Raw genomic sequence first — 17,623 nt, forward strand, 5'->3', positions numbered from 1 at the left:
GTCACCCCAGCGGCGGGTAACTGGGTTCGAGCTGCACGAGGCGGGCGTGCTGCTGGCGGTCGCTTTCCTCGATCAGGTCAGCCAGGGTGGTGCCGCCCAGCACGTCGCGCAGGGCGCTGTCCACGCGGTACCAGAGGTCCTGGGTGCCGCAGACGTTCTGGCTGTTACAGACGTGGTCGTCCTCGACGCACTGCACGGGCGCGATGCTGCCTTCCATGGCGGTGACGACGTCATAGGCGTTGATTTCATGGGCGGGGCGGGCCAGTCGGTAGCCGCCGTGCGCGCCGCGAATGCTCTTGATGAACCCGGCGCGGCGCAGGTTGCTGGCGATCTGCTCCAGGTAGTGCTGGCTGATGCCCTGGCGTTCGGACACGTCCTTGAGGGGTACGGCCTCGCCGCCGCGCCGCGCGATCTCGATCAGGGCGCGCAGGCCGTACTGTGCTTTGGTCGACACCCACATGCCGGTCATTCTACCCCCTAATTCCGGGCGTAGTGTAAGGAATTCAGGAGTTAACAGGAATGATTCTCATCTGTGCCGGGGGCGTGCCAGCCCGGCCCTGACAGACACGGGTAGCATGGGCGCATGCCGGTCGTGTTCATTCATGGGGTCGCGGTGCGCGAGCAGGGCGAGAGCGGCTGGGAGGACGTACGGCACGCCACGCAGGGCATCGAGTGGCCTGCCGTGCAGGCGGCGCTGCGCCTTCACCTCGCGCCGGTCCTGAATCCGGACGCGCCGGAGCGGGTGCGGGTGGACCGCGTGTACTGGGGGGACCTGGGCGCGCAGTACTCGCGGGGCGGGTTGTTCCGCGCTGCCCGTGCGGAGGCCGCGCCGGACCCTGCGCCTGCCGACCTGAGCGACGAGGATCTGGGCGAGGCGCTGGAACGCCGCCTGCGGGCCGCGCACCCGCTGGGTGACTGGCCGGACGTGATCGCGGCGGCGTGGGAGGCCGCCCGCGACCGTTCATTGCAGGCCATGGTGGCGGACCTGCCGGCCGCCGAGCAGTGGGGCGTGCTGGAGGCGGCGGTCGAGGGACGGTTGGGCCGTAGTCCCGCGCCGCCCCGTTCGCGCCGCCGGTCCCGGCACGGGGCGTTCCGGCGGCTGGAACTGCCACCGGCGCCACACCTTCCGGCGGGGCTGCAACTGTCGCAGCGGCGGAACGTGCAGCGGGCCATGCTGGAACTGCGCCGCCCTCTGGAGGCGTTCGTGCCGCTGTTCGTGGGAGACGTGCTGGCGTACCTGAACACGCGCGGCACGCCGGACACGCCGGGACCGATTCCGCAGCGGGTGCTGGGGGCGCTGCGCGCGGCGCACGCGGCCCGCACGCACCCGCACGAGCCGCTGGTGGTCCTGACGCACTCGATGGGCGGGCAACTCATGCATGACGCGCTGAGTGCGTTCCTGCCAGCCGATCCGGAGTTCCGGGACCTACGGGTGGACTTCTGGTGCGCGGCGGGCAGTCAGGTGGGGTTGTTCCATGAGCTGGGCGTCACGCTGGGCGGCCTGCCGGGCACGCCGGACGCCGTTCCGTCCGCGCGGCTGGGGTACTTCTGGAACGTGTGGGCGTACTCGGACCTGCTGAGTTTCCGGGCGCAGGGAGTCGTGCCGGGCGCGCACGACACGGCCTTTCCGCTGCCGGGGCTGGTGCGGTCCGATCACGTGGCGTACCTGACCGACGCGGACTTCTACCGCACGCTGGCCGCGAAGGTGCAGGTGCACGCGGGGCCGGGACCGTCCGGGGCACCGCGCCCGTTAGAATCCGGCCCGTGAACGGCCCCGCTGCCCTGCCTGACCGCCTCTTCCCTGCCCGGCCCTCCCCGGCGGATGTGCTGCGCCGCCTGCGCACAGCGGGCGCGCCGGGCGTGGTGCTGCTGGAGTCGCTGGGGCCGGTCGTGCCGTACGGGTCGCGGTCGTTCCTGAGCGCATGGCCGGTGCAGGTGTCGCACGAGTTACCGCCCCGCCCGCCGGGAGACGCGTTCTTTCCGGCGTGGCTGGGTGGCCTGAAGTACGAGGCGGCCCGCACGTTCGGGCTGGCCGCGCACGCCCCGCACGGCGAGGCGATGTGGTGGGGCGAGTACCCGTCCGGGCTGGTGTGGGACCGCGCGGCCGGCACGCTGGAAGTCGTGGGCGAGCCGCACGTGGACTGGGCGGCGCTGCTGGCGCTTGACCCCGCAGCGGAGCCGACGCTGAGCGTGGGGCCGTTCGGCGCGGACGACGTGGATTACCCGGCGGGCGTGCGGGCCGTGCAGGACCTGATCCGCGCCGGTGAGGTGTATCAGGTGAACCTGTCGCGCGGCGTGCGGGCCGGGGCGACCGGTGATCCGCTGGCGGCGTACCTGCGGCTGCGCGAGGTGAATCCCAGTCCGTTCATGGCCTTCGCGGACCTGGGCACCGAGGTGGTCGTGTCGTGCAGCCCGGAGCGGCTGGTGCGGTGGCAGCGTGACCCGAGCGGGCAGGGGGATGAACTGAGTGCGCGGCCCATCGCAGGCACCCGGCGGCGCGGCGAGACGCCCGCCGAGGACGCCGCCCTGGAAGCCGAGCTGCGCGCCAGTAGCAAGGAGGTCGCCGAGCACACCATGCTGGTGGACCTCGTGCGGCACGACCTGGGCCGCGTGGCCGCGCCGGGCACAGTAAGCGTGCCGGACCTGATGCTGGTCGAACGCTACAGCCACGTGATGCACCTGGTGTCGGAGGTCACGGCGCAGGCCCGCGCGGACGTGACGCTACGCGAGGTGCTGGCCGCCACCTTCCCCGGCGGGACGATCACGGGCGCGCCCAAGGAGCGGGTCATGGAGGCCATCGCGGCGCTGGAGCCGGGGCCGCGCGGCTGGTACACCGGGGCGCTGGGCATCGTGAGCGGCGCGGCCGTGGACCTGAACATCCTGATCCGCACGGCGGCCTTCACGCGGAACGAGACGGGGGACTGGACGGTGGAGGTCCGCGCGGGCGGCGGGACCGTCATCGACGCCGACCCGGCGCGCGAGGCGCAGGAGACCGTCCACAAGGCCCAGGCCCTCCTGAGCGTGCTGGCGGGCGTGCCGGGCCGCGCCGCGCAGCCGCCGGCACCGCCCACGCCGGGCGTGCCGTGGTCGCCTCCGCCCGCTGCCACGCGCACGGGGCTGCGGGTGCTGCTGCTGGACAACCGCGACTCGTTCACCTGGAATCTGGTGCATGACCTGCGGGCGCTGGGCGCGCAGGTGGACGTGCGCGGCCAGGACGAACCGCTGGCGGACCTGCTGGCCCTGACCCCGGACGCCGTGCTGGTCGGCCCCGGCCCGGGCACGCCGGAGTCCAGTGGGGTCACGCTGCCCCTGACCCGCGCGTGCCTGGAGGGGGGCCTCCCGCTGCTGGGCGTGTGCCTGGGGCATCAGGCGCTGGGGCAGGTACTGGGCGGCCGGGTGGAACGGGCGCAGCCGGTGCACGGGCGGCCCGAGTTCGCACGGCACGCCGGGACCGGCCTGTTCGCGGGCGTGCCGCAGGACGCGCCGTTCGGGCGGTACCACTCGCTGGTGGTGCGCGGCCTGAACCCGGCGTTCGTAACGGCCATCAGCACGGACGGCGAGGTCATGGCGCTGGAGGTACCGGGGCGGCCCGCATGGGGCGTGCAGTTCCACCCGGAAAGCGTCCTGAGTCCCGCCGGGCGCACCCTGCTGGGCAACTGGCTGACCCTGAGCGCCGCGTGGCGGGGCCAGTGAAGGCCCTGCCGGACGGCGTGAACGACCCGGCGTGGCTGCACGGTGCGTCGGCCTTCACGACCGTCCGCACGCGGCTGGGCGCGGCGCTGCTGTGGCCAGAGCACCTCGCACGACTACGGCATACCTGCGCGTTCCTGGGCCTCCCTGACCCGGACCCCGACCTGCCCCCGCCCAACCCGCACGCCTGGGGCCTGCTGCGCGTGACCGTCATGGAAGGCGGCACCTTCGCCTCGCACCGCCCCCTGACGCCCGGCCCCCGCCCGGAAGGCGGCGTGACCATCCGCCTGACCGGCGTGCAGGTCCACCCGCAGCTGGGCGCGCACAAGACCGGCAATTACCTCCCGTACCGCCTCGCCACGCGGGAGGCCGCGCCCGCCTTCGAGGGCCTGCTGCTGGACGCATACGGGCAGGTGGTCGACGGCAGCCGCACCTCGCCCCTGCTGGAACTGGGCGGGGAACTGGTCGTCCCGGCGGGCGGCCTGCCCTCCGTGACCCGCGCCGCTTTCCTGCGCAGCACACCGCACGTGACCCGCCCCGTCCACGCGGGCGAACTGGCCCGAGTCACCCGCGCGTGGGTGTGCGGCAGCGGCGTGGGCACCGTGCCCGTGGCCCGCATCGAGGGCCTGAGCGGCGAGTGCCCAGCGCGTGACCTGGGTGTGCAGTGGCCAGATACGACCGACCCGGCGCTCGTCTGGCCCGGCGGTTGAAGATCACCGCTTGACGTGGCCCCGCCTGGCTGAAAGCATGACCTCCTGACACAACACATCAGCCGGGGGGCGGGTCGGCGCGGCCTGCCGCCTGGGGCTTCACAGCCTCTGGAGGTCCGCATGAGTGCACAGACCGTTACCGGCCCCGTTCCTGCCAGCGAACTGGGATTCACCCTGCCGCACGAGCACGTCCTGTTCGGGTACCCCGGGTATCAGGGCGACCTGACGCTCGGCCCGTTCGACCGGGAGGCGGCCCTGAGTGTCTGCGTGGACGTGGCCCGCAGTCTCCTGTCGCGTGGTGTGCGGACGCTGGTGGACGCCACCCCGAACGAGTGCGGGCGTGACCCGGCGTTCCTGCGGGACCTGAGCGAACGCAGCGGCCTGCGGATCCTGTGCAGCAGCGGTTACTACTACGAGGGTGAGGGGGCCACCACGTACTTCAAGTTCCGGGCGTCCCTGGGTGGCGGCGAGGCCGAGATCGAGGAACTGATGCGCCACGAGGTCACGGCAGGCATCGGCACGAGCGGCGTGCGGGCCGGGGTGATCAAACTGGCCAGCAGCCGCGACGCGATCACGCCGTACGAGCAGATGTTCTTCCGGGCGGCCGCGCGCGTGCAGCGCGACACGGGCGTGCCGATCATCACGCACACGCAGGAGGGGCGGCAGGGGCCGCAGCAGGCGCAGTTGCTGCTGTCGCACGGCGCGGACCCGGCCCGGATCATGATCGGGCACATGGACGGCAACACGGACCCCGCGTACCACCGCGAGACGCTGTCGCACGGCGTGAGTATCGCCTTCGACCGCCTCGGCCTTCAGGGGCTGGTGGGCACGCCCACCGACGCGCAGCGCCTGGACGTGCTGACCACCCTGCTGGGCGAGGGCTTCGCGGACCGGATCCTGCTGTCGCACGATTCGATCTGGCAGTGGCTGGGCCGCCCCATTCCCATGCCGGACGCCATCCTGGGCGCCGTGAAGGAGTGGCACCCCCGGCACCTGACGGATGACATCCTGCCGGAACTGGAGCGGCGGGGGGTGGGGGCCGAGCAGCTGCGGCAGATGACGGTCGGGAACCCCGCGCGGCTGTTCGGCTGAGGAACGGGCGGCGGTGATGGAGTGAAGCTCATTGTCTCCATCACCCATTAGCTATCCCCCATCAACAGACGGGCGGCCCGGTCGCTGTGACCGGGCCGCCCTGTTAGTGCGTGCGGGGTTAGTGGCGTTCGCTCTGAAGCTGGCCGCCGCCGACGGCGTCGTCGAGTTTGATGGCGCCGTGCTTGCGCATGAGGCTCAGGGCTTCGTCGGTGCGGGCGCCGCTGGGGTCGCGGGCGATGACCATGACGTGGCCGCCCTTGAGGCCGGCGTAGAACTTCTCGGCCTGCGCGGCCGGGACGCCCATGCGGCGCAGGAGGCTCACGTAGTCGCCGTGGTCGCTGCCGGCCAGGGCGCCGAACAGCGCGCCGAGGGCGCCGCCGCCGATCACGCCGAACAGCATGCCCAGCAGGCCGCCTTCCTGGTAGATGCGGGTGACGGGCACGATCAGCAGCAGCAGCCAGATGGGGGTGGTGATGGCGAGACCGCCGATGATACCCAGGAAAGCGCCGCGCAGGACGCTGGCGGTCCCAGCGGGCTCGCCGGCTTCGGGGCTGACCCCGGTGTTCTGGGCGATGCCTTCCTCGGCGACCACGTCGGTCAGGGCGAAGCCGAGGTGTTCGCGTTCGAAGCCACGCTGTTGCAGGGCCTGCAAGACACCCTGCGCCTGTTGGGGTTCGCGGAAGAGAGCAACGACACTTTCCATACCAGCGTTTTAGCATGAGGAGCATGTGACTGGCGAGGGACAAGCGGGCAGGGCCGCCCCGGCGTTTGCTTCATGTTCGGGTGGCGGGGCATGCTGCGCGGGTATGTCACTGCCGACTTCCGCTTTGCTGCTGCTGGGTTTCGCCATCGTCTCGGAGGTCGTCGCGACGGCGGCGCTGCGGGCCAGTGAGGGGTTCTCCCGTCCGGGGCCGTCGGTGCTGACGGTGGTGGGGTACGGCGTGGCGTTCTGGTTGATGGGTCAGGCGCTCAGGACGCTGCCCGTGGGGTACACGTACGCCGTGTGGAGTGGGGTGGGGACGGCGCTGGTGGCGGTGATCGGGTGGGTGTACTTCCGGGATGCGTTCAGCTGGCCGGCGCTGGCGGGCGTCGTGCTGATCATCGGTGGGGTGGCGCTGCTGAACGTGGGGGGCGGGCACGGCAGTCAGTAGGGCCAACTGAAGGGGAGGGGGACGGCCGCTGGGGGCACTGGGGGGGCCTCTTGGAGGGGAGCGGTACGTTTTGCCCCGCCTGCGTTTCCTATACTGGGTTCATGACTGGTGTGGCCGCCCTGTGCGTTCCGGATGCGACGTTCGACGCGCGTCTGCGTGAGGTGCTGCGCTCTGACGTGGAGTTCATCGAGTTGATCGGTGACGATCTGGTCGCGGCGGGCGGTAAGCGCGTGCGGCCCACGCTGGTGCTGCTGGCCGCGCAGGCGCTGGGGGCGCGTCCGGGCGGGGCGGCGGGCGGCCCGGGCGGGTGGGGTGACGTGCTGGATCTGGGCGTGGGCGTGGAGCTGCTGCACTCGGCGTCGCTGCTGCACGACGACCTGATCGACGATGCCGATACGCGGAGGGGTCAGCAGGCGGCGTTCCGGCGGTTCGGGAACGTGGTGAGCGTCATGAGTGGTGATTTCATGCTGTCGCGGCTGCTGGTGCTGCTGTCGGGCCTGCCGGGCGGTCCGGTCCTGACGCGCATGTTCGGGCAGACGGCCAGCGTGATCTGCGAGGGCGAGGTGCTGCAGTTTCAGCTGGCGGCGTACCAGGAGTACGAGGTCCGCCATTACCTGCAGGTGATTCACGGCAAGACGGCCGCCCTGACCCAGCTGGCGGCGTCGGCTCCGGCAGTGCTGCTGGGCGCGCCCACGCACGTGCAGGAGGCCCTGGCGACGTTCGGGCGCGAGTACGGCATGGCCTTCCAGATGCAGGACGACCTGCTGGACCTGTCGGGCGAGGAAGCCGTGATCGGTAAGCCGGTGGGCGGCGACCTGCGCGAGGGCAAGGCGACGCTGCCGGTGCTGGCGCTGCTGGACGGCCCGCACGCCGACGAGGTGCGCGCCATTGTGGAACGCCGGGCCGCGCAGCCGGGGGACGTGGAGCGAGTGCGGACGCTGGCGGTGCAGTCGGGCGCGCTGGAGCGTACGCGCGATGAGATTCGCCGCCGGGCGCGGCTGGCGATCGAGGCTCTGGGGGCACTGCCGTCCTCGGAGGCGCGCTCGGCGCTGGAAGGACTAGCGCAGCGCGAGATCGAACGCCTGACCTGACGGCACCTGGCAGCAGAATCCAGGGAGAGATGGGCGGCGACTCCACACCGGGAGTCGCCGCCGCCCTGTTTGCGGGGTCCAGTTGTGCGGGTTCAGGTCAGGTGATGTCCTGCCGGTCAGGACGCCGGGTGGTGGGTCGAAGATGGAGTGGGCAGGGCGGTTCTGACCGCCGCAACCTGCCGTTTGTCAGGTCAGCGGGAAGCCCGGCGCAAGAATGATGCGCTGGAAACGGTTCATGTTTTTCGCGTGAGGAGCGCAGTAAACCGGGGTTGACGCCAGATTGAATACTGGATACAACTTGGGGCGTAAGATCCGTTCAGCCCACCCTGGCAGCGGGCCGACCGTGGCCTCGCACCTGTCTATGCGACTGCGGCGGGCCGTGTATGCTCTGGGGGCCAAACCCTCAGTTCACCACCCAGACTTCCCGGACCAGACTTCCCCGGAAGCACCCACCCCCCTTCCCCATCCGGAAGGACAAGGAGACCGTTCATGCGGGCATCAGGACTCAACTGGCAGGGGCTCATGGAGCAACTCCAGCAGGCACTTCCCCACTGCGAGGTCACCGACCAGTCCCTCGCGTACTTCAAATACCCCAAACGCACCGTCAGCGTGAACCTCCCGGTCCGCATGGACGACGGCAGCATCCGCGTGTTCCGGGGCTACCGCACCGTCCACAGCACCTCACGCGGCCCCAGCATGGGCGGCGTGCGCCTGCACGCGGGCCTGAGCGCCCACGAGTGCGAGGTGCTCGCCGCGATCATGACCCTCAAGGCCGCCGTGGCCGACCTGCCGCTCGGCGGGGCCAAGGGCGGCGTGGACGTCGATCCGGCCGAACTCAGCGCCCACGAGATGGAAGGCCTGCTGCGCCGCTACACCAGCGAACTGGTCGAACTGATCGGCCACAGCGAGGACATCCTGGCGCCCGATGTCGGCACCGACGCGCAGGCCATGGCCTGGATGCTCGACACCTACAACGAGAACACCGGCCAGACCAGCAGCGGCGTGGTGGTCGGCAAACCCCTGGCGCTGGGCGGCAGTTACGGCAGCAAGGACTCGCGTGGCCGCAGCGCCGCCCTGGTCGCCGCGCGCGTCCTGCGCGAGAACGGCGAGAGTATCGAGCGCGCCCGCGTGGCCGTGTACGGTTTCGGGGACGGGGGCCGCAAGGCCGCGCAGACCCTCGCGGCGGCCGGCGCGCTGATCGTGGCCGTCAGCGACCAGGACGGCGCGGCGTACGCCAGCAGCGGCCTGGACCTCGACGCCCTCAGCGCGCACCGCGAGGCGAACGGCACGGTGCGTGGGTTCGCCACCGACATCACGGCCGACGAGGTCATCGAACTGGACGTGGACCTGCTGATGCTCGCCTACGACTACGGCAGCGTGAACGCCGGGAACGCCCACGCCGTGCGCGCCCGTTACGTCGTGGAAACCACCAACCGCGCCGTGCTGCCCGACGCGGAACGCTTCCTGCACGCCCAGGGTGTCACGGTCGTCCCGGACCTGATCGCCAGCATCGGCGGGGTCGTCGTGAACTACCTCGAATGGGTGCAGGACGCCAGCAACTTCTTCTGGAGCGAGGAGGAGATCGAGTCGGCCATCGACGTGCGCGTGGACGCCGCCGTGGACGCCGTGCTGGAATTCATGCGCACCCGCCAGACCGACATGCGCACCGCCGCGTACGCCCTGGCACTGAACCGCCTGCACAACGCGACCGTCATGCGCGGCCTGTACCCCTGATCCCCCACCCCTGACCCGCACGCGGCCCCACCGGCCCGTCGCCCTGCGCCCCCCTGCTTTCTCCCCTCCGAAGGAGGCCCCACCATGACCGCCACCCAGGACCCCGCCCATCAGGACCCCGGCCACCAGCCCCAGAAGAAGTACGGCGCGCACGACATTCCCAGTTACCTCGACCCGAACAACCTCGGGCCGTACGAGATCTACCTCGAGCAGGTCGAGCGCGTCACGCCGTACCTGGGCAAACTCGCGTACTGGGTCGAGACCCTCAAGCGGCCCAAACGGATTCTGGTCGTGGACGTCCCCATTCACCTCGACGACGGCACCGTCGCGCACTTCGAGGGCTACCGCGTGCAGCACAACACCTCGCGCGGCCCCGCCAAGGGCGGCGTGCGCTTTCACCAGGACGTGACGCTCAGCGAGGTCATGGCGCTCTCGGCGTGGATGACCGTCAAGAACGCCGCCGTGAACCTCCCGTACGGCGGCGGCAAGGGCGGTATCCGCATCGACCCGCGCAAGTACTCCACCGGGGAACTCGAGCGCCTGACCCGCCGCTACACCACCGAGATCGGCCTGATCATCGGGCCGGAAAAGGACATTCCCGCGCCGGACGTGAACACCAACCCGCAGACCATGGCCTGGATGATGGACACGTACTCCATGAACGTGGGCCGCACCGCCACCGGCGTCGTGACCGGCAAACCCGTGTCCCTGGGCGGCAGCCTGGGCCGCGCGGACGCCACCGGACGCGGCGTGTTCGTCTCGGGTGCCGAGGCCATGAAGAAACTCGGCATGCCGCTGGAAGGCGCGCGGGTGGCCGTGCAGGGCTTCGGGAACGTCGGCGAGGCCGCGTCCCGCATCTTCCACGAGCACGGCGCGCGGATCGTGGCCATTCAGGACGTGACCGGCACCATCCACAGCAGCGCCGGCATCGACCCGGCCGCCGCGCTGGAGCACCTGCGCCGCACCGGCTCGATCCTGGGCCTGCCCGGCACCGAGGAACTGAAACGCGACGAGTTCTGGGACGTGGACTGCGACGTGCTGATCCCCGCCGCGCTGGAAAAACAGATCACGCTGGAGAACGCCGGGCGTATCAGGGCCCGCCTGATCGTCGAGGGTGCCAACGGCCCCACCATTCCCGCCGCCGACGACCTGCTCGCCGAGCGCGGCGTGACCGTCGTCCCGGACGTGCTGGCCAACGCAGGCGGCGTGACCGTGTCGTACTTCGAGTGGGTGCAGGACTTCAGCTCGTTCTTCTGGACTGAGGACGAGATCAACAAACGCCTCGACCGCATCATGAGCGAAGCCTTCGTGAGCCTCTGGGCCGTCAAGGAACAGCACGGCGTGACCCTGCGCACCGCCGTGTACATCGTCGCCTGCACCCGCGTCCTGGAAGCACGTGCCCTGCGCGGCCTGTACCCCTGAGAGTTGAAGGTCGATAGGTGATGGATGGTGGGTGATGGACAGCGGGAACGCCTCCATCACCCACCCACTTTTAACCATCAACTTTCAACCGTCAACCATTCACTGCTCCCCCTTCCCGGGGCTGCACGCGCATGGGCAGGCCGCCCAGCGGGCGCAGGCTGATGGCGGGTTCCAGGCGCAGGGGGCGCACGGTCTGGTAGGTGAAGGCCTGCACCAGTCCGGCCAGGACGGTCGCGGCTTCCAGGCGCGCGAACTCCCGGCCGATGCAGATGCGGCCACCGCCGCCGAACGGGAAGTACGCGTACTTCGGCAGGCGCGCTTCCAGGCCGTCCAGCCAGCGTTCCGGCTGGAACTCCTCGGGCGCGTCGAAGAAGCGCGGGTCGCGCTGCGTGACCCAATGGTTGATCACGAACAGCGTGCCGGGCGGGGCGACGTACCCGCCGACCGTCACTTCCTGCCGCGCCTCGCGCTGCGTGCTCCACGCGGCCGGGTACAGGCGCAGCGTTTCCTTGATGACGGCGTCCAGGAACGGCAGGCTGCGCAGGTCGCCCAGTTCCGGCAGGCGGCCGCCGAGTACGCCACCCAGTTCCTGCGCGAGCCGCTGCTCGGTGTCGGGGTGCGTGGCGAGCAGGTACAGCGCGAAACTCAGGGTGCTGGCGGTCGTGTCGTGCCCGGCCAGCAGGATGTTCTTCACCTCGTCCAGCAGTTGCGGGTCCGTCATGGGCTGCCCGCTGTCGTCCCGCGCCGAGAGCAGCATGTCCAGCAGGTCGTCGTGCGTGCCGCCCGCCGCGCGGCGCCCGGCGATCAGTTGCTTCATGACGGCGTCCATGTCATCACTGCCCCGCTGGAACTGACGGCGGGCGGGCGTGGGCACCCCCGCCGGGAGCGGCACGCCGTAGTTGCGCCGGAAGCCGGTCAGGGCGTCGTCCAGCGCCCGCGAGATGCGCTCGACCTGTTCGCTGTTCTCGGGGAGGCCCATCACGCTGCGCATCACGATCCGCATGGTCAGGGCCGACAGGTCCGCGCTGACGTCCCGCACGCCTCCCTCTGCCCACTCGCGCTGCAACGCCTGCGTCTGCGTCTGCATGACGCTCAGGTACCCCTGGATGCGGGCGCTGTGAAAGGCAGGCTGCGCCAGTCGCCGCTGCCGCAGCCAGAAATCCCCTTCCGAGAGCAGCAGGCCGCCGCCCAGCAGCCGCGCCAGCAGCGGGTCACGCCGCAGGCCCTTATCGAACAGGCGGCCCGTCTGGATGTGCAGCGTCTCGATGTCGGCCGGGTGACTCACCACCCACACCTCCCGCACGCCCAGCCCCACGCGCACCACGTCCCCGTACTCGCGGCTGGTGCGGGTCATGAAGCCCAGCACGTCCCGCATCAGGGCGGGCGCGTGGCCCACCAGAGGCAGGCCCGGCGGGCGCGGCGGCAGGGCGGTCGCAGAGGCAGTCATACCCGGAGTCTACTCAGACAGCCGATGGCGGATGGCAGATGGCGGGTCGAAGCCTGCACAGTCTCGTCCCTCCGGCCCCGCCTTCAGTACAGCTTGCCCAGCACGTCGTCTTTCATGACGAAGGAGTTCTCGCGGGTGGGGAAGGCGCGGGCGCGGACCTCGGCGGCGTAGGTCTCGATGGCCTCGCGGGACAGGCGGCCCACCTCGGCGTAGCGTTTGGCGATCTTCTTGTCCTCACCCTCGTACACACCCAGCAGGTCGTGCGTGACGAGCACCTGCCCGTCGCACCCCACGCCCGCCCCGATGCCGATGGTGGGCACGCTCAGGCGTTCGCTGATCAGGTTCGCCAGTCTTGCCGGAATGGCCTCCAGCACCACGCTGAACGCCCCGGCGGCTTCCAGCGCCACGGCGCCCTCCAGGGTCGCGCGGGCCGTCTCGTCGTCCTTGCCCTGCACGCGCAGACCACCCTGGGCGGTCGCGGTCTGCGGCATCAGACCCACGTGGCCCATCACGGGAATGCCGTTGCGGGTCAGGGTCTGCACGACCTGAAGGATTTCGGGCGTGGCGCCTTCCATCTTGATGGCGTCGGCGCCGGTCTCCTGAATGACCCGCACGGCGCTGCGCATGGCGTCCTGCACGCCCGTGTGGTACGTGCCGAACGGCAGGTCCACGACCATGAACGTGCCGGGCGCGCCGCGCCGCACTGCGCGGGCGTGGTGGATCATGTCGCCCAGCGTGACGGGCGCGGTGCTGTCGTAGCCCAGCACCACGTTCCCCAGGCTGTCGCCCACCAGGATCAGGTCCACGCTGGCCGCCTCGGCGTGCCGCCCGCCGGGGTAATCGTAGGCGGTGACCATCACCAGCGGCGCGGCGGAGTGCTGTAACTCCGGAATGCTGCGTTTCATGCGGGCAGGGTAGCAGGTCACGCCGCGCGCTTCTGGACTGCGCCCGGCTGGCGGCGAGGGCGGGTCATACGGATTCCGTCTGTTTCGTTGACAACCCGGAAGAGCGCCGGGCTGCCAACTCCACGCCCGGAACCCGCTTTGCTCCCACTCACTCTGCGGAGCAGCGCTACGAGTCCGCTCGGGTTGAAGGGTTTGTGCAAATCATTCAACCGGAGTCCGTATCAGTCCTCAATGTCGGTCAGGTTCATGGCGCGCAGTTCGGGGGCCAGGGCGGCCGTGACGGCCACGACGATCAGCGTGACCACGCCGCCCGCCCAGACGCTGCGGCCCGTGCCGAGCAGCCGGGCGGCGACGCCACTCTCGAACGCGCCGAGTTCGTTGCTGGCCCCGATGAACATGCCGCTGACGGCGTTCACGCGGCCGCGCATGTGGTCCGGGGTTTTGAGTTGCAGGGTGGCGCTGCGGATGACCATGCTGATGCCGTCGAACAGGCCGGCGGCGATCAGGGCGGCCACGCTGAGCAGGAAGTTCTGGGACAGGCCGAACACCAGCATGCACACGCCGAAGCCCGCCACGGCCAGCAGCAGGGTGCGCCCGGCCCCCACGCCGGGCGGGCGGCGCGTGGCGTACAGCATGACGGCCAGGGCGCCCACGCTGGGCGCGGCGACCAGCACGCCCAGCCCGGTCGGTCCGACGTTCAGGATGTCGCTGGCGAACACCGGCAGCAGGGCGACCGCGCCGCCGAACAGCACGCTGAACAGGTCCAGGGCCATGCTGCCCACCAGCACCTGCCGCGCCATCACGAAGGCCAGTCCGGCCTTGATGCTGTCCACGAACGGTTCGCCGGGCGTGAAGGCCGGGAGGGGCTTGGGTTTTACGTACGCCACGCACGCCAGCGAGACGGCCAGCAGCGCGGCCGCGAAGGCGTACGCCCCGGCCGGCCCGACCGATGCGTACAGCACGCCGCCCAGCGCGGGGCCGCTGATGGCGGCGGCCTGCCCGGCACTGGACCGCCACGCGCTGGCCCGCAGCAGCAGCTCACGCGGCACGACCTGCGCCTGGAAGGCCGGGAGGGCCGGGTCGGAAAAGCCGCGCGCGACTCCCAGCGTGAAGATCAGCGCCAGCAGCGGCCAGATGCCGTGCTGCGGCGCGTGCGGGGCGTACAGAGTGAACAGCACGGCGCACAGGACTTCTACGCTGATGGTGGCCAGCAGGATGCGGCGGCGGTCGTTGCGGTCGGCGACCACGCCGCCCAGCAGCGCGAGGCTCAGGGCCGGGATCGCCTCGACCAGTCCCAGGACCCCCAGCGTCAGGGGGTCTTTCGTCAGCTGGTACAGCTGGTACGCGACGGTCAGGGCGACGGCGCGGCTGGCCAGGGTGCTGGTCACGGCGGCGACCAGCATGGCGCGGAATTCCGGCAGGTGCAGCACGTTGGCGGGCAGGGTGGAGGCGGGCGCGGACTTCACGGCCCGCAGTGTAGGCCCGCCCCGGAACGCGGCCGGCCGGAGTTCCGGGGGTGTCCGGCCCAGCGGAACAACAGCAGTCCCCACCACAGCAGAGCGGCACCCGGCGCCCGCAGGTTCCAGGTGCCGGAATGCGCCGGGGCCTACCCGCCCTTGATGACCTCACCGTAACTGTGCAGCACCACATAGATAATCCAGCCGGTCACGGCCACGTACAGCCACACCGGGACCGTCCAGCGCACCCAGGCGCGGTGCCGGTTGAAGTACCCGCGCGCCGCCGGGGCGTCGATGTTCCCCAGGTTCCCGGCGGCCTTCAGACCCTTCACGGCGTTCCACAGGGCCCCCAGGGCCAGCGGCAGGTTCAGGGTCGCCAGGATGATGTGACTGATCAGCAACACGAAGTACGCCGTGCGCCACTCCTCGGGTCCCGCGTATTTCTTCTCGTAGCCCAGGCCCAGCCGGGTCAGGTACAGCACCAGGAAGATGGTCGCCAGAGATGTGGCGACGATCATGGCGCGCATGTGCGCTTCACGCATGCCGCGCCGGATGAGGTACACGCCCACGCACAGGGCCAGGCCGCTCAGGACGATCGTGATGACCGCCCACTGGTTGATCGTTTCCGCCATATCGGCCCCAGTGTACGGGCGGGGGTGCAGGGCAGGTGTCCGCCGGTACGGGGCGGCGGGGGACAATCGGCTGCCAGGGGGGGCGGGTAGAATGCGAGGCGCTGACCGCCGCCCCGCCAGGGTGCCCTGGCGGCGAGGAAGGTGAAACATGAGTGGAACGCTGACAGTTCCCCGCACGGCTGCGGGCGCTTGGCTCCCCCGGCTGGCCTGGGCGGCTCTGATCTACAACGTGCTGGTGATCCTGTGGGGCGCGGTCGTGCGCATCAGCGGGGCCGGGGCCGGCTGCGGGGACCACTGGCCCCTGTGTAACGGCGTGGTCGTCCCGCAGAGCCCCACGCTGCACACGGTCATCGAATTCAGTCACCGCCTGACCAGCGGGGCCAGCGGCCTGCTCGCCATCGCGCTGGTCATCCTGGCGTTCCGTTCCACGGGGCGCGGGCACCCGGCGCGCTTCGGGGCAATCCTGAGCCTGGGCCTGATCATCCTGGAAGGGCTGGTGGGCGGCGTGCAGGTGCTGCTGGGCCTGACCGCCGACAGCACCGATCCGGCGCGCGGGTTCGTGCAGGGCATTCACCTGGCGAACACCTTCCTGCTGCTGGGGGCGCTGCTGCTCACGGCGCTGTGGGCGTCGGGCGCGCCGGGCCTGCGGCTGCGGCGTCAGGGGCTGGTGGGCGCCTGGAGTTACGTGGGCCTGGGCCTGCTGCTGGTACTGGGCATGGCGGGCGCGGTCACGGCGCTGGGCGATCTGCTGTTCCTCCCGGCCGATGGCAGCACGCCCATCGAGACGGTCAAGCGTGACTTCGCGGTGACGGCCGGCGTGATCGAGAACCTGCGGGTCGTGCACCCCATGCTGGCTGTGCTGACCAGCGCGTTCCTGGTGTGGCTGGGCGTGTTCCTGCGCCGCGAACGGCCGGGCGCCGAGACGAACCGCTGGAGCGCGGCCGTGTGGGCGCTGCTGGGCGCGCAGATGGTGGCGGGCTTCGCGAACGTGGCCCTGAAAGCCCCGGCGTGGATGCAACTGACGCACCTGCTGCTGGCATGCGCGCTGTGGCTGGTGACGGTTATGCTGGTGTACCGCGCCCTGAGTGCGCTGCGGGTGCAGCCCCGCGCAGCGGGCCGCAGCACCCCGCACGCCGGGCAGGACCGATCAAGGGAAGTGAACGTATGACGACCGAATCCATTCCGGCGAACGCCGGAGCCCCACGGGCGCGCGCCACCTGGCGTGACTACCTGTCGCTGACCAAACCGAAAGTCATCAGCCTGCTGCTCTGGACGACCGTGACGGCCATGTTCATGGCCGAGCGCGGCTGGCCGGGCGGGTGGCTGCTGCTGGTGGTCAGCGTGGCCGGGTACGCCTCGGCAGGCTCGGCGGGCGTGTTCAACATGATCATCGACCGCGACATCGACATCAAGATGGCGCGCACGGCGCAGCGGCCCACGACCAGCGGCCTGATCAGCACGCGCAGCGCCGCGATCTTCGGCGGGACCCTGCAGGTGCTGTCGTTCGTGATGCTGTGGGTGTGGGGCACGCCGCTGGCCGCCTGGATGAGCCTGGCGGGCTTCCTGACGTACGTGGTGGTGTACACGCAGCTGCTCAAGCGCAACACCTGGCACAACATCGTGCTGGGCGGCGCGGCCGGGTGCTTCCCGCCGCTGGTGGGCTGGGCGGCCGTGACGGGCGACCTGAACCTGTTCGCGTGGTTCCTGTTCGCCATCATCTTCTTCTGGACGCCCGTGCACTTCTGGGCGCTGGCCCTGATGATCAAGGACGAGTACCGCGAGGTCGGGATTCCCATGCTGCCCGTGGTACACGGCGACAAGCTGACGGTCGCGCAGATCGGTCTGTACGCCATCTACACGGTGGTGCTGTCGGTGATGCCGGTGTTCTTCCGCGAGGTGGGCGCGATCTACTTCGTGGCGGCGGCCGGGCTGGGCGCGTGGCTGCTGGTGCTGTCGTGGCGGCTGTACCGGCACGTGATGGCCGGGAACAAGGTCGAGCGGCGCGTGGCCGTGCCGCTGTACCTGTACTCGATGCTGTACCTGGCGCTGCTGTTCGTGGCGGGCGCGGCGGACCGCATGGTGTTCGCTTACCTGCTGTAATCCTCCGCACGTGTGCCCTGCAGGTCCCATCCGTTTCCCGGTGGGACCTGCCTCATCTGTGCTTCATGGGGGGCGCGCCGGGGCGGGTAGCTACACGGCCCTCATGCACGGCGCGCAGCGGGTGGGCATGATGACAGGGTTCAGAAGCGCCCCCGCCGCGCCGACTGGAAGGTGATCAGGACACTTGCCCGT

16 protein-coding genes are annotated in these 17,623 nt (G+C 70.7%); 10 read left to right on the forward strand and 6 right to left on the reverse strand.

Features of this window, described 5'->3' with window-relative positions:
* Window position 1 precedes the first annotated feature (1 nt).
* Complete coding sequence (locus tag M8445_RS02875) at window positions 2–460, reverse strand: RrF2 family transcriptional regulator (protein ID WP_189064394.1); 459 nt, start codon at window positions 458–460, stop codon at window positions 2–4.
* Between the two features lie 123 nt (window positions 461–583).
* Here M8445_RS02875 and M8445_RS02880 point away from each other — a divergent pair, with 123 nt between their 5' ends.
* The 4 genes from M8445_RS02880 (at window position 584) to M8445_RS02895 (ending at window position 5,492) form a co-directional block, all read left to right on the forward strand.
* Window positions 584–1,768, forward strand: a complete 1,185-nt coding sequence (locus M8445_RS02880; RefSeq protein WP_273989526.1) for a hypothetical protein — start codon at window positions 584–586, stop codon at window positions 1,766–1,768.
* Window positions 1,765–3,693, forward strand: coding sequence for a chorismate-binding protein (locus M8445_RS02885; protein ID WP_273989528.1), 1,929 nt, complete (start codon window positions 1,765–1,767; stop codon window positions 3,691–3,693). Before M8445_RS02880 ends, M8445_RS02885 begins: the two co-directional genes overlap by 4 nt.
* Entirely contained in the window at window positions 3,678–4,400 is a 723-nt protein-coding gene (locus tag M8445_RS02890; RefSeq protein ID WP_273989529.1) for an aminotransferase class IV, read from the forward strand. The genes M8445_RS02885 and M8445_RS02890 overlap by 16 nt, the downstream gene beginning before the upstream one ends.
* 120 nt (window positions 4,401–4,520) lie before the next feature.
* A complete protein-coding gene (locus M8445_RS02895; RefSeq protein WP_273989530.1) occupies window positions 4,521–5,492 on the forward strand; it encodes a phosphotriesterase family protein in 972 nt (323 codons plus the stop codon).
* 118 nt (window positions 5,493–5,610) lie between these two features.
* Here the strand turns inward: M8445_RS02895 and M8445_RS02900 are convergent, their stop codons facing one another.
* On the reverse strand, window positions 5,611–6,195 hold the full coding sequence (locus tag M8445_RS02900) for a hypothetical protein (protein ID WP_273989532.1): 585 nt from the start codon (window positions 6,193–6,195) through the stop codon (window positions 5,611–5,613).
* A 103-nt stretch (window positions 6,196–6,298) separates the two neighbouring features.
* On the opposite strand from M8445_RS02900, the gene M8445_RS02905 reads away from it, so the two are divergent.
* The 4 genes from M8445_RS02905 (at window position 6,299) to M8445_RS02920 (ending at window position 10,890) form a co-directional block, all read left to right on the forward strand.
* Complete coding sequence (locus M8445_RS02905) at window positions 6,299–6,643, forward strand: DMT family transporter (RefSeq protein WP_273989534.1); 345 nt, start codon at window positions 6,299–6,301, stop codon at window positions 6,641–6,643.
* 101 nt (window positions 6,644–6,744) lie between these two features.
* Window positions 6,745–7,734, forward strand: coding sequence for a polyprenyl synthetase family protein (locus M8445_RS02910; protein WP_273989535.1), 990 nt, complete (start codon window positions 6,745–6,747; stop codon window positions 7,732–7,734).
* Window positions 7,735–8,223: 489 nt separating this feature from the next.
* The gene (locus tag M8445_RS02915; RefSeq protein WP_273989536.1) at window positions 8,224–9,468 is read left to right on the forward strand and encodes a Glu/Leu/Phe/Val family dehydrogenase; all 1,245 of its coding nucleotides are present in this window, start codon (window positions 8,224–8,226) and stop codon (window positions 9,466–9,468) included.
* Window positions 9,469–9,552: 84 nt separating this feature from the next.
* Window positions 9,553–10,890 carry a Glu/Leu/Phe/Val family dehydrogenase gene (locus M8445_RS02920; protein WP_273989537.1) on the forward strand — a complete coding sequence of 446 codons (1,338 nt, stop codon included), beginning with the start codon at window positions 9,553–9,555 and terminating at the stop codon, window positions 10,888–10,890.
* A 91-nt stretch (window positions 10,891–10,981) separates the two neighbouring features.
* Here M8445_RS02920 and M8445_RS02925 read toward each other — a convergent pair whose 3' ends face one another.
* The 4 genes from M8445_RS02925 to M8445_RS02940 all read right to left on the reverse strand — a co-directional run bounded on the left by M8445_RS02925 (window position 10,982) and on the right by M8445_RS02940 (window position 15,331).
* Window positions 10,982–12,337 carry a cytochrome P450 gene (locus M8445_RS02925; RefSeq protein WP_273989539.1) on the reverse strand — a complete coding sequence of 452 codons (1,356 nt, stop codon included), beginning with the start codon at window positions 12,335–12,337 and terminating at the stop codon, window positions 10,982–10,984.
* An 83-nt stretch (window positions 12,338–12,420) separates the two neighbouring features.
* Entirely contained in the window at window positions 12,421–13,242 is an 822-nt protein-coding gene (panB, locus tag M8445_RS02930) for a 3-methyl-2-oxobutanoate hydroxymethyltransferase (protein WP_273989541.1), read from the reverse strand.
* Between the two features lie 221 nt (window positions 13,243–13,463).
* Window positions 13,464–14,708, reverse strand: coding sequence for an MFS transporter (locus M8445_RS02935; RefSeq protein ID WP_273989544.1), 1,245 nt, complete (start codon window positions 14,706–14,708; stop codon window positions 13,464–13,466).
* A gap of 140 nt (window positions 14,709–14,848) precedes the next feature.
* Complete coding sequence (locus M8445_RS02940; protein ID WP_273989545.1) at window positions 14,849–15,331, reverse strand: DUF420 domain-containing protein; 483 nt, start codon at window positions 15,329–15,331, stop codon at window positions 14,849–14,851.
* 148 nt (window positions 15,332–15,479) lie between these two features.
* Here M8445_RS02940 and M8445_RS02945 point away from each other — a divergent pair, with 148 nt between their 5' ends.
* Window positions 15,480–16,499, forward strand: coding sequence for a COX15/CtaA family protein (locus tag M8445_RS02945; protein WP_273989547.1), 1,020 nt, complete (start codon window positions 15,480–15,482; stop codon window positions 16,497–16,499).
* Entirely contained in the window at window positions 16,496–17,431 is a 936-nt protein-coding gene (locus tag M8445_RS02950) for a heme o synthase (RefSeq protein ID WP_273989548.1), read from the forward strand. Before M8445_RS02945 ends, M8445_RS02950 begins: the two co-directional genes overlap by 4 nt.
* Window positions 17,432–17,623: the final 192 nt, after the last annotated feature.

The organism is Deinococcus aquaticus (assembly GCF_028622095.1).
GTDB classification, from domain to species: domain Bacteria; phylum Deinococcota; class Deinococci; order Deinococcales; family Deinococcaceae; genus Deinococcus; species Deinococcus aquaticus.

Bases quoted from the DNA above. Each gene is read 5' to 3' on its own strand.
- M8445_RS02875 (WP_189064394.1), bottom strand. From the start codon at position 460: ATGTGGGTGTCGACCAAAGCACAGTACGGCCTGCGCGCCCTGATCGAG.
- M8445_RS02880 (WP_273989526.1), top strand. From the start codon at position 584: ATGCCGGTCGTGTTCATTCATGGGGTCGCGGTGCGCGAGCAGGGCGAG.
- M8445_RS02895 (WP_273989530.1), top strand. From the start codon at position 4,521: ATGAGTGCACAGACCGTTACCGGCCCCGTTCCTGCCAGCGAACTGGGA.
- M8445_RS02900 (WP_273989532.1), bottom strand. From the start codon at position 6,195: ATGGAAAGTGTCGTTGCTCTCTTCCGCGAACCCCAACAGGCGCAGGGT.
- M8445_RS02905 (WP_273989534.1), top strand. From the start codon at position 6,299: ATGTCACTGCCGACTTCCGCTTTGCTGCTGCTGGGTTTCGCCATCGTC.
- M8445_RS02910 (WP_273989535.1), top strand. From the start codon at position 6,745: ATGACTGGTGTGGCCGCCCTGTGCGTTCCGGATGCGACGTTCGACGCG.
- M8445_RS02915 (WP_273989536.1), top strand. From the start codon at position 8,224: ATGCGGGCATCAGGACTCAACTGGCAGGGGCTCATGGAGCAACTCCAG.
- M8445_RS02920 (WP_273989537.1), top strand. From the start codon at position 9,553: ATGACCGCCACCCAGGACCCCGCCCATCAGGACCCCGGCCACCAGCCC.
- M8445_RS02925 (WP_273989539.1), bottom strand. From the start codon at position 12,337: ATGACTGCCTCTGCGACCGCCCTGCCGCCGCGCCCGCCGGGCCTGCCT.
- panB (WP_273989541.1), bottom strand. From the start codon at position 13,242: ATGAAACGCAGCATTCCGGAGTTACAGCACTCCGCCGCGCCGCTGGTG.
- M8445_RS02940 (WP_273989545.1), bottom strand. From the start codon at position 15,331: ATGGCGGAAACGATCAACCAGTGGGCGGTCATCACGATCGTCCTGAGC.
- M8445_RS02945 (WP_273989547.1), top strand. From the start codon at position 15,480: ATGAGTGGAACGCTGACAGTTCCCCGCACGGCTGCGGGCGCTTGGCTC.
- M8445_RS02950 (WP_273989548.1), top strand. From the start codon at position 16,496: ATGACGACCGAATCCATTCCGGCGAACGCCGGAGCCCCACGGGCGCGC.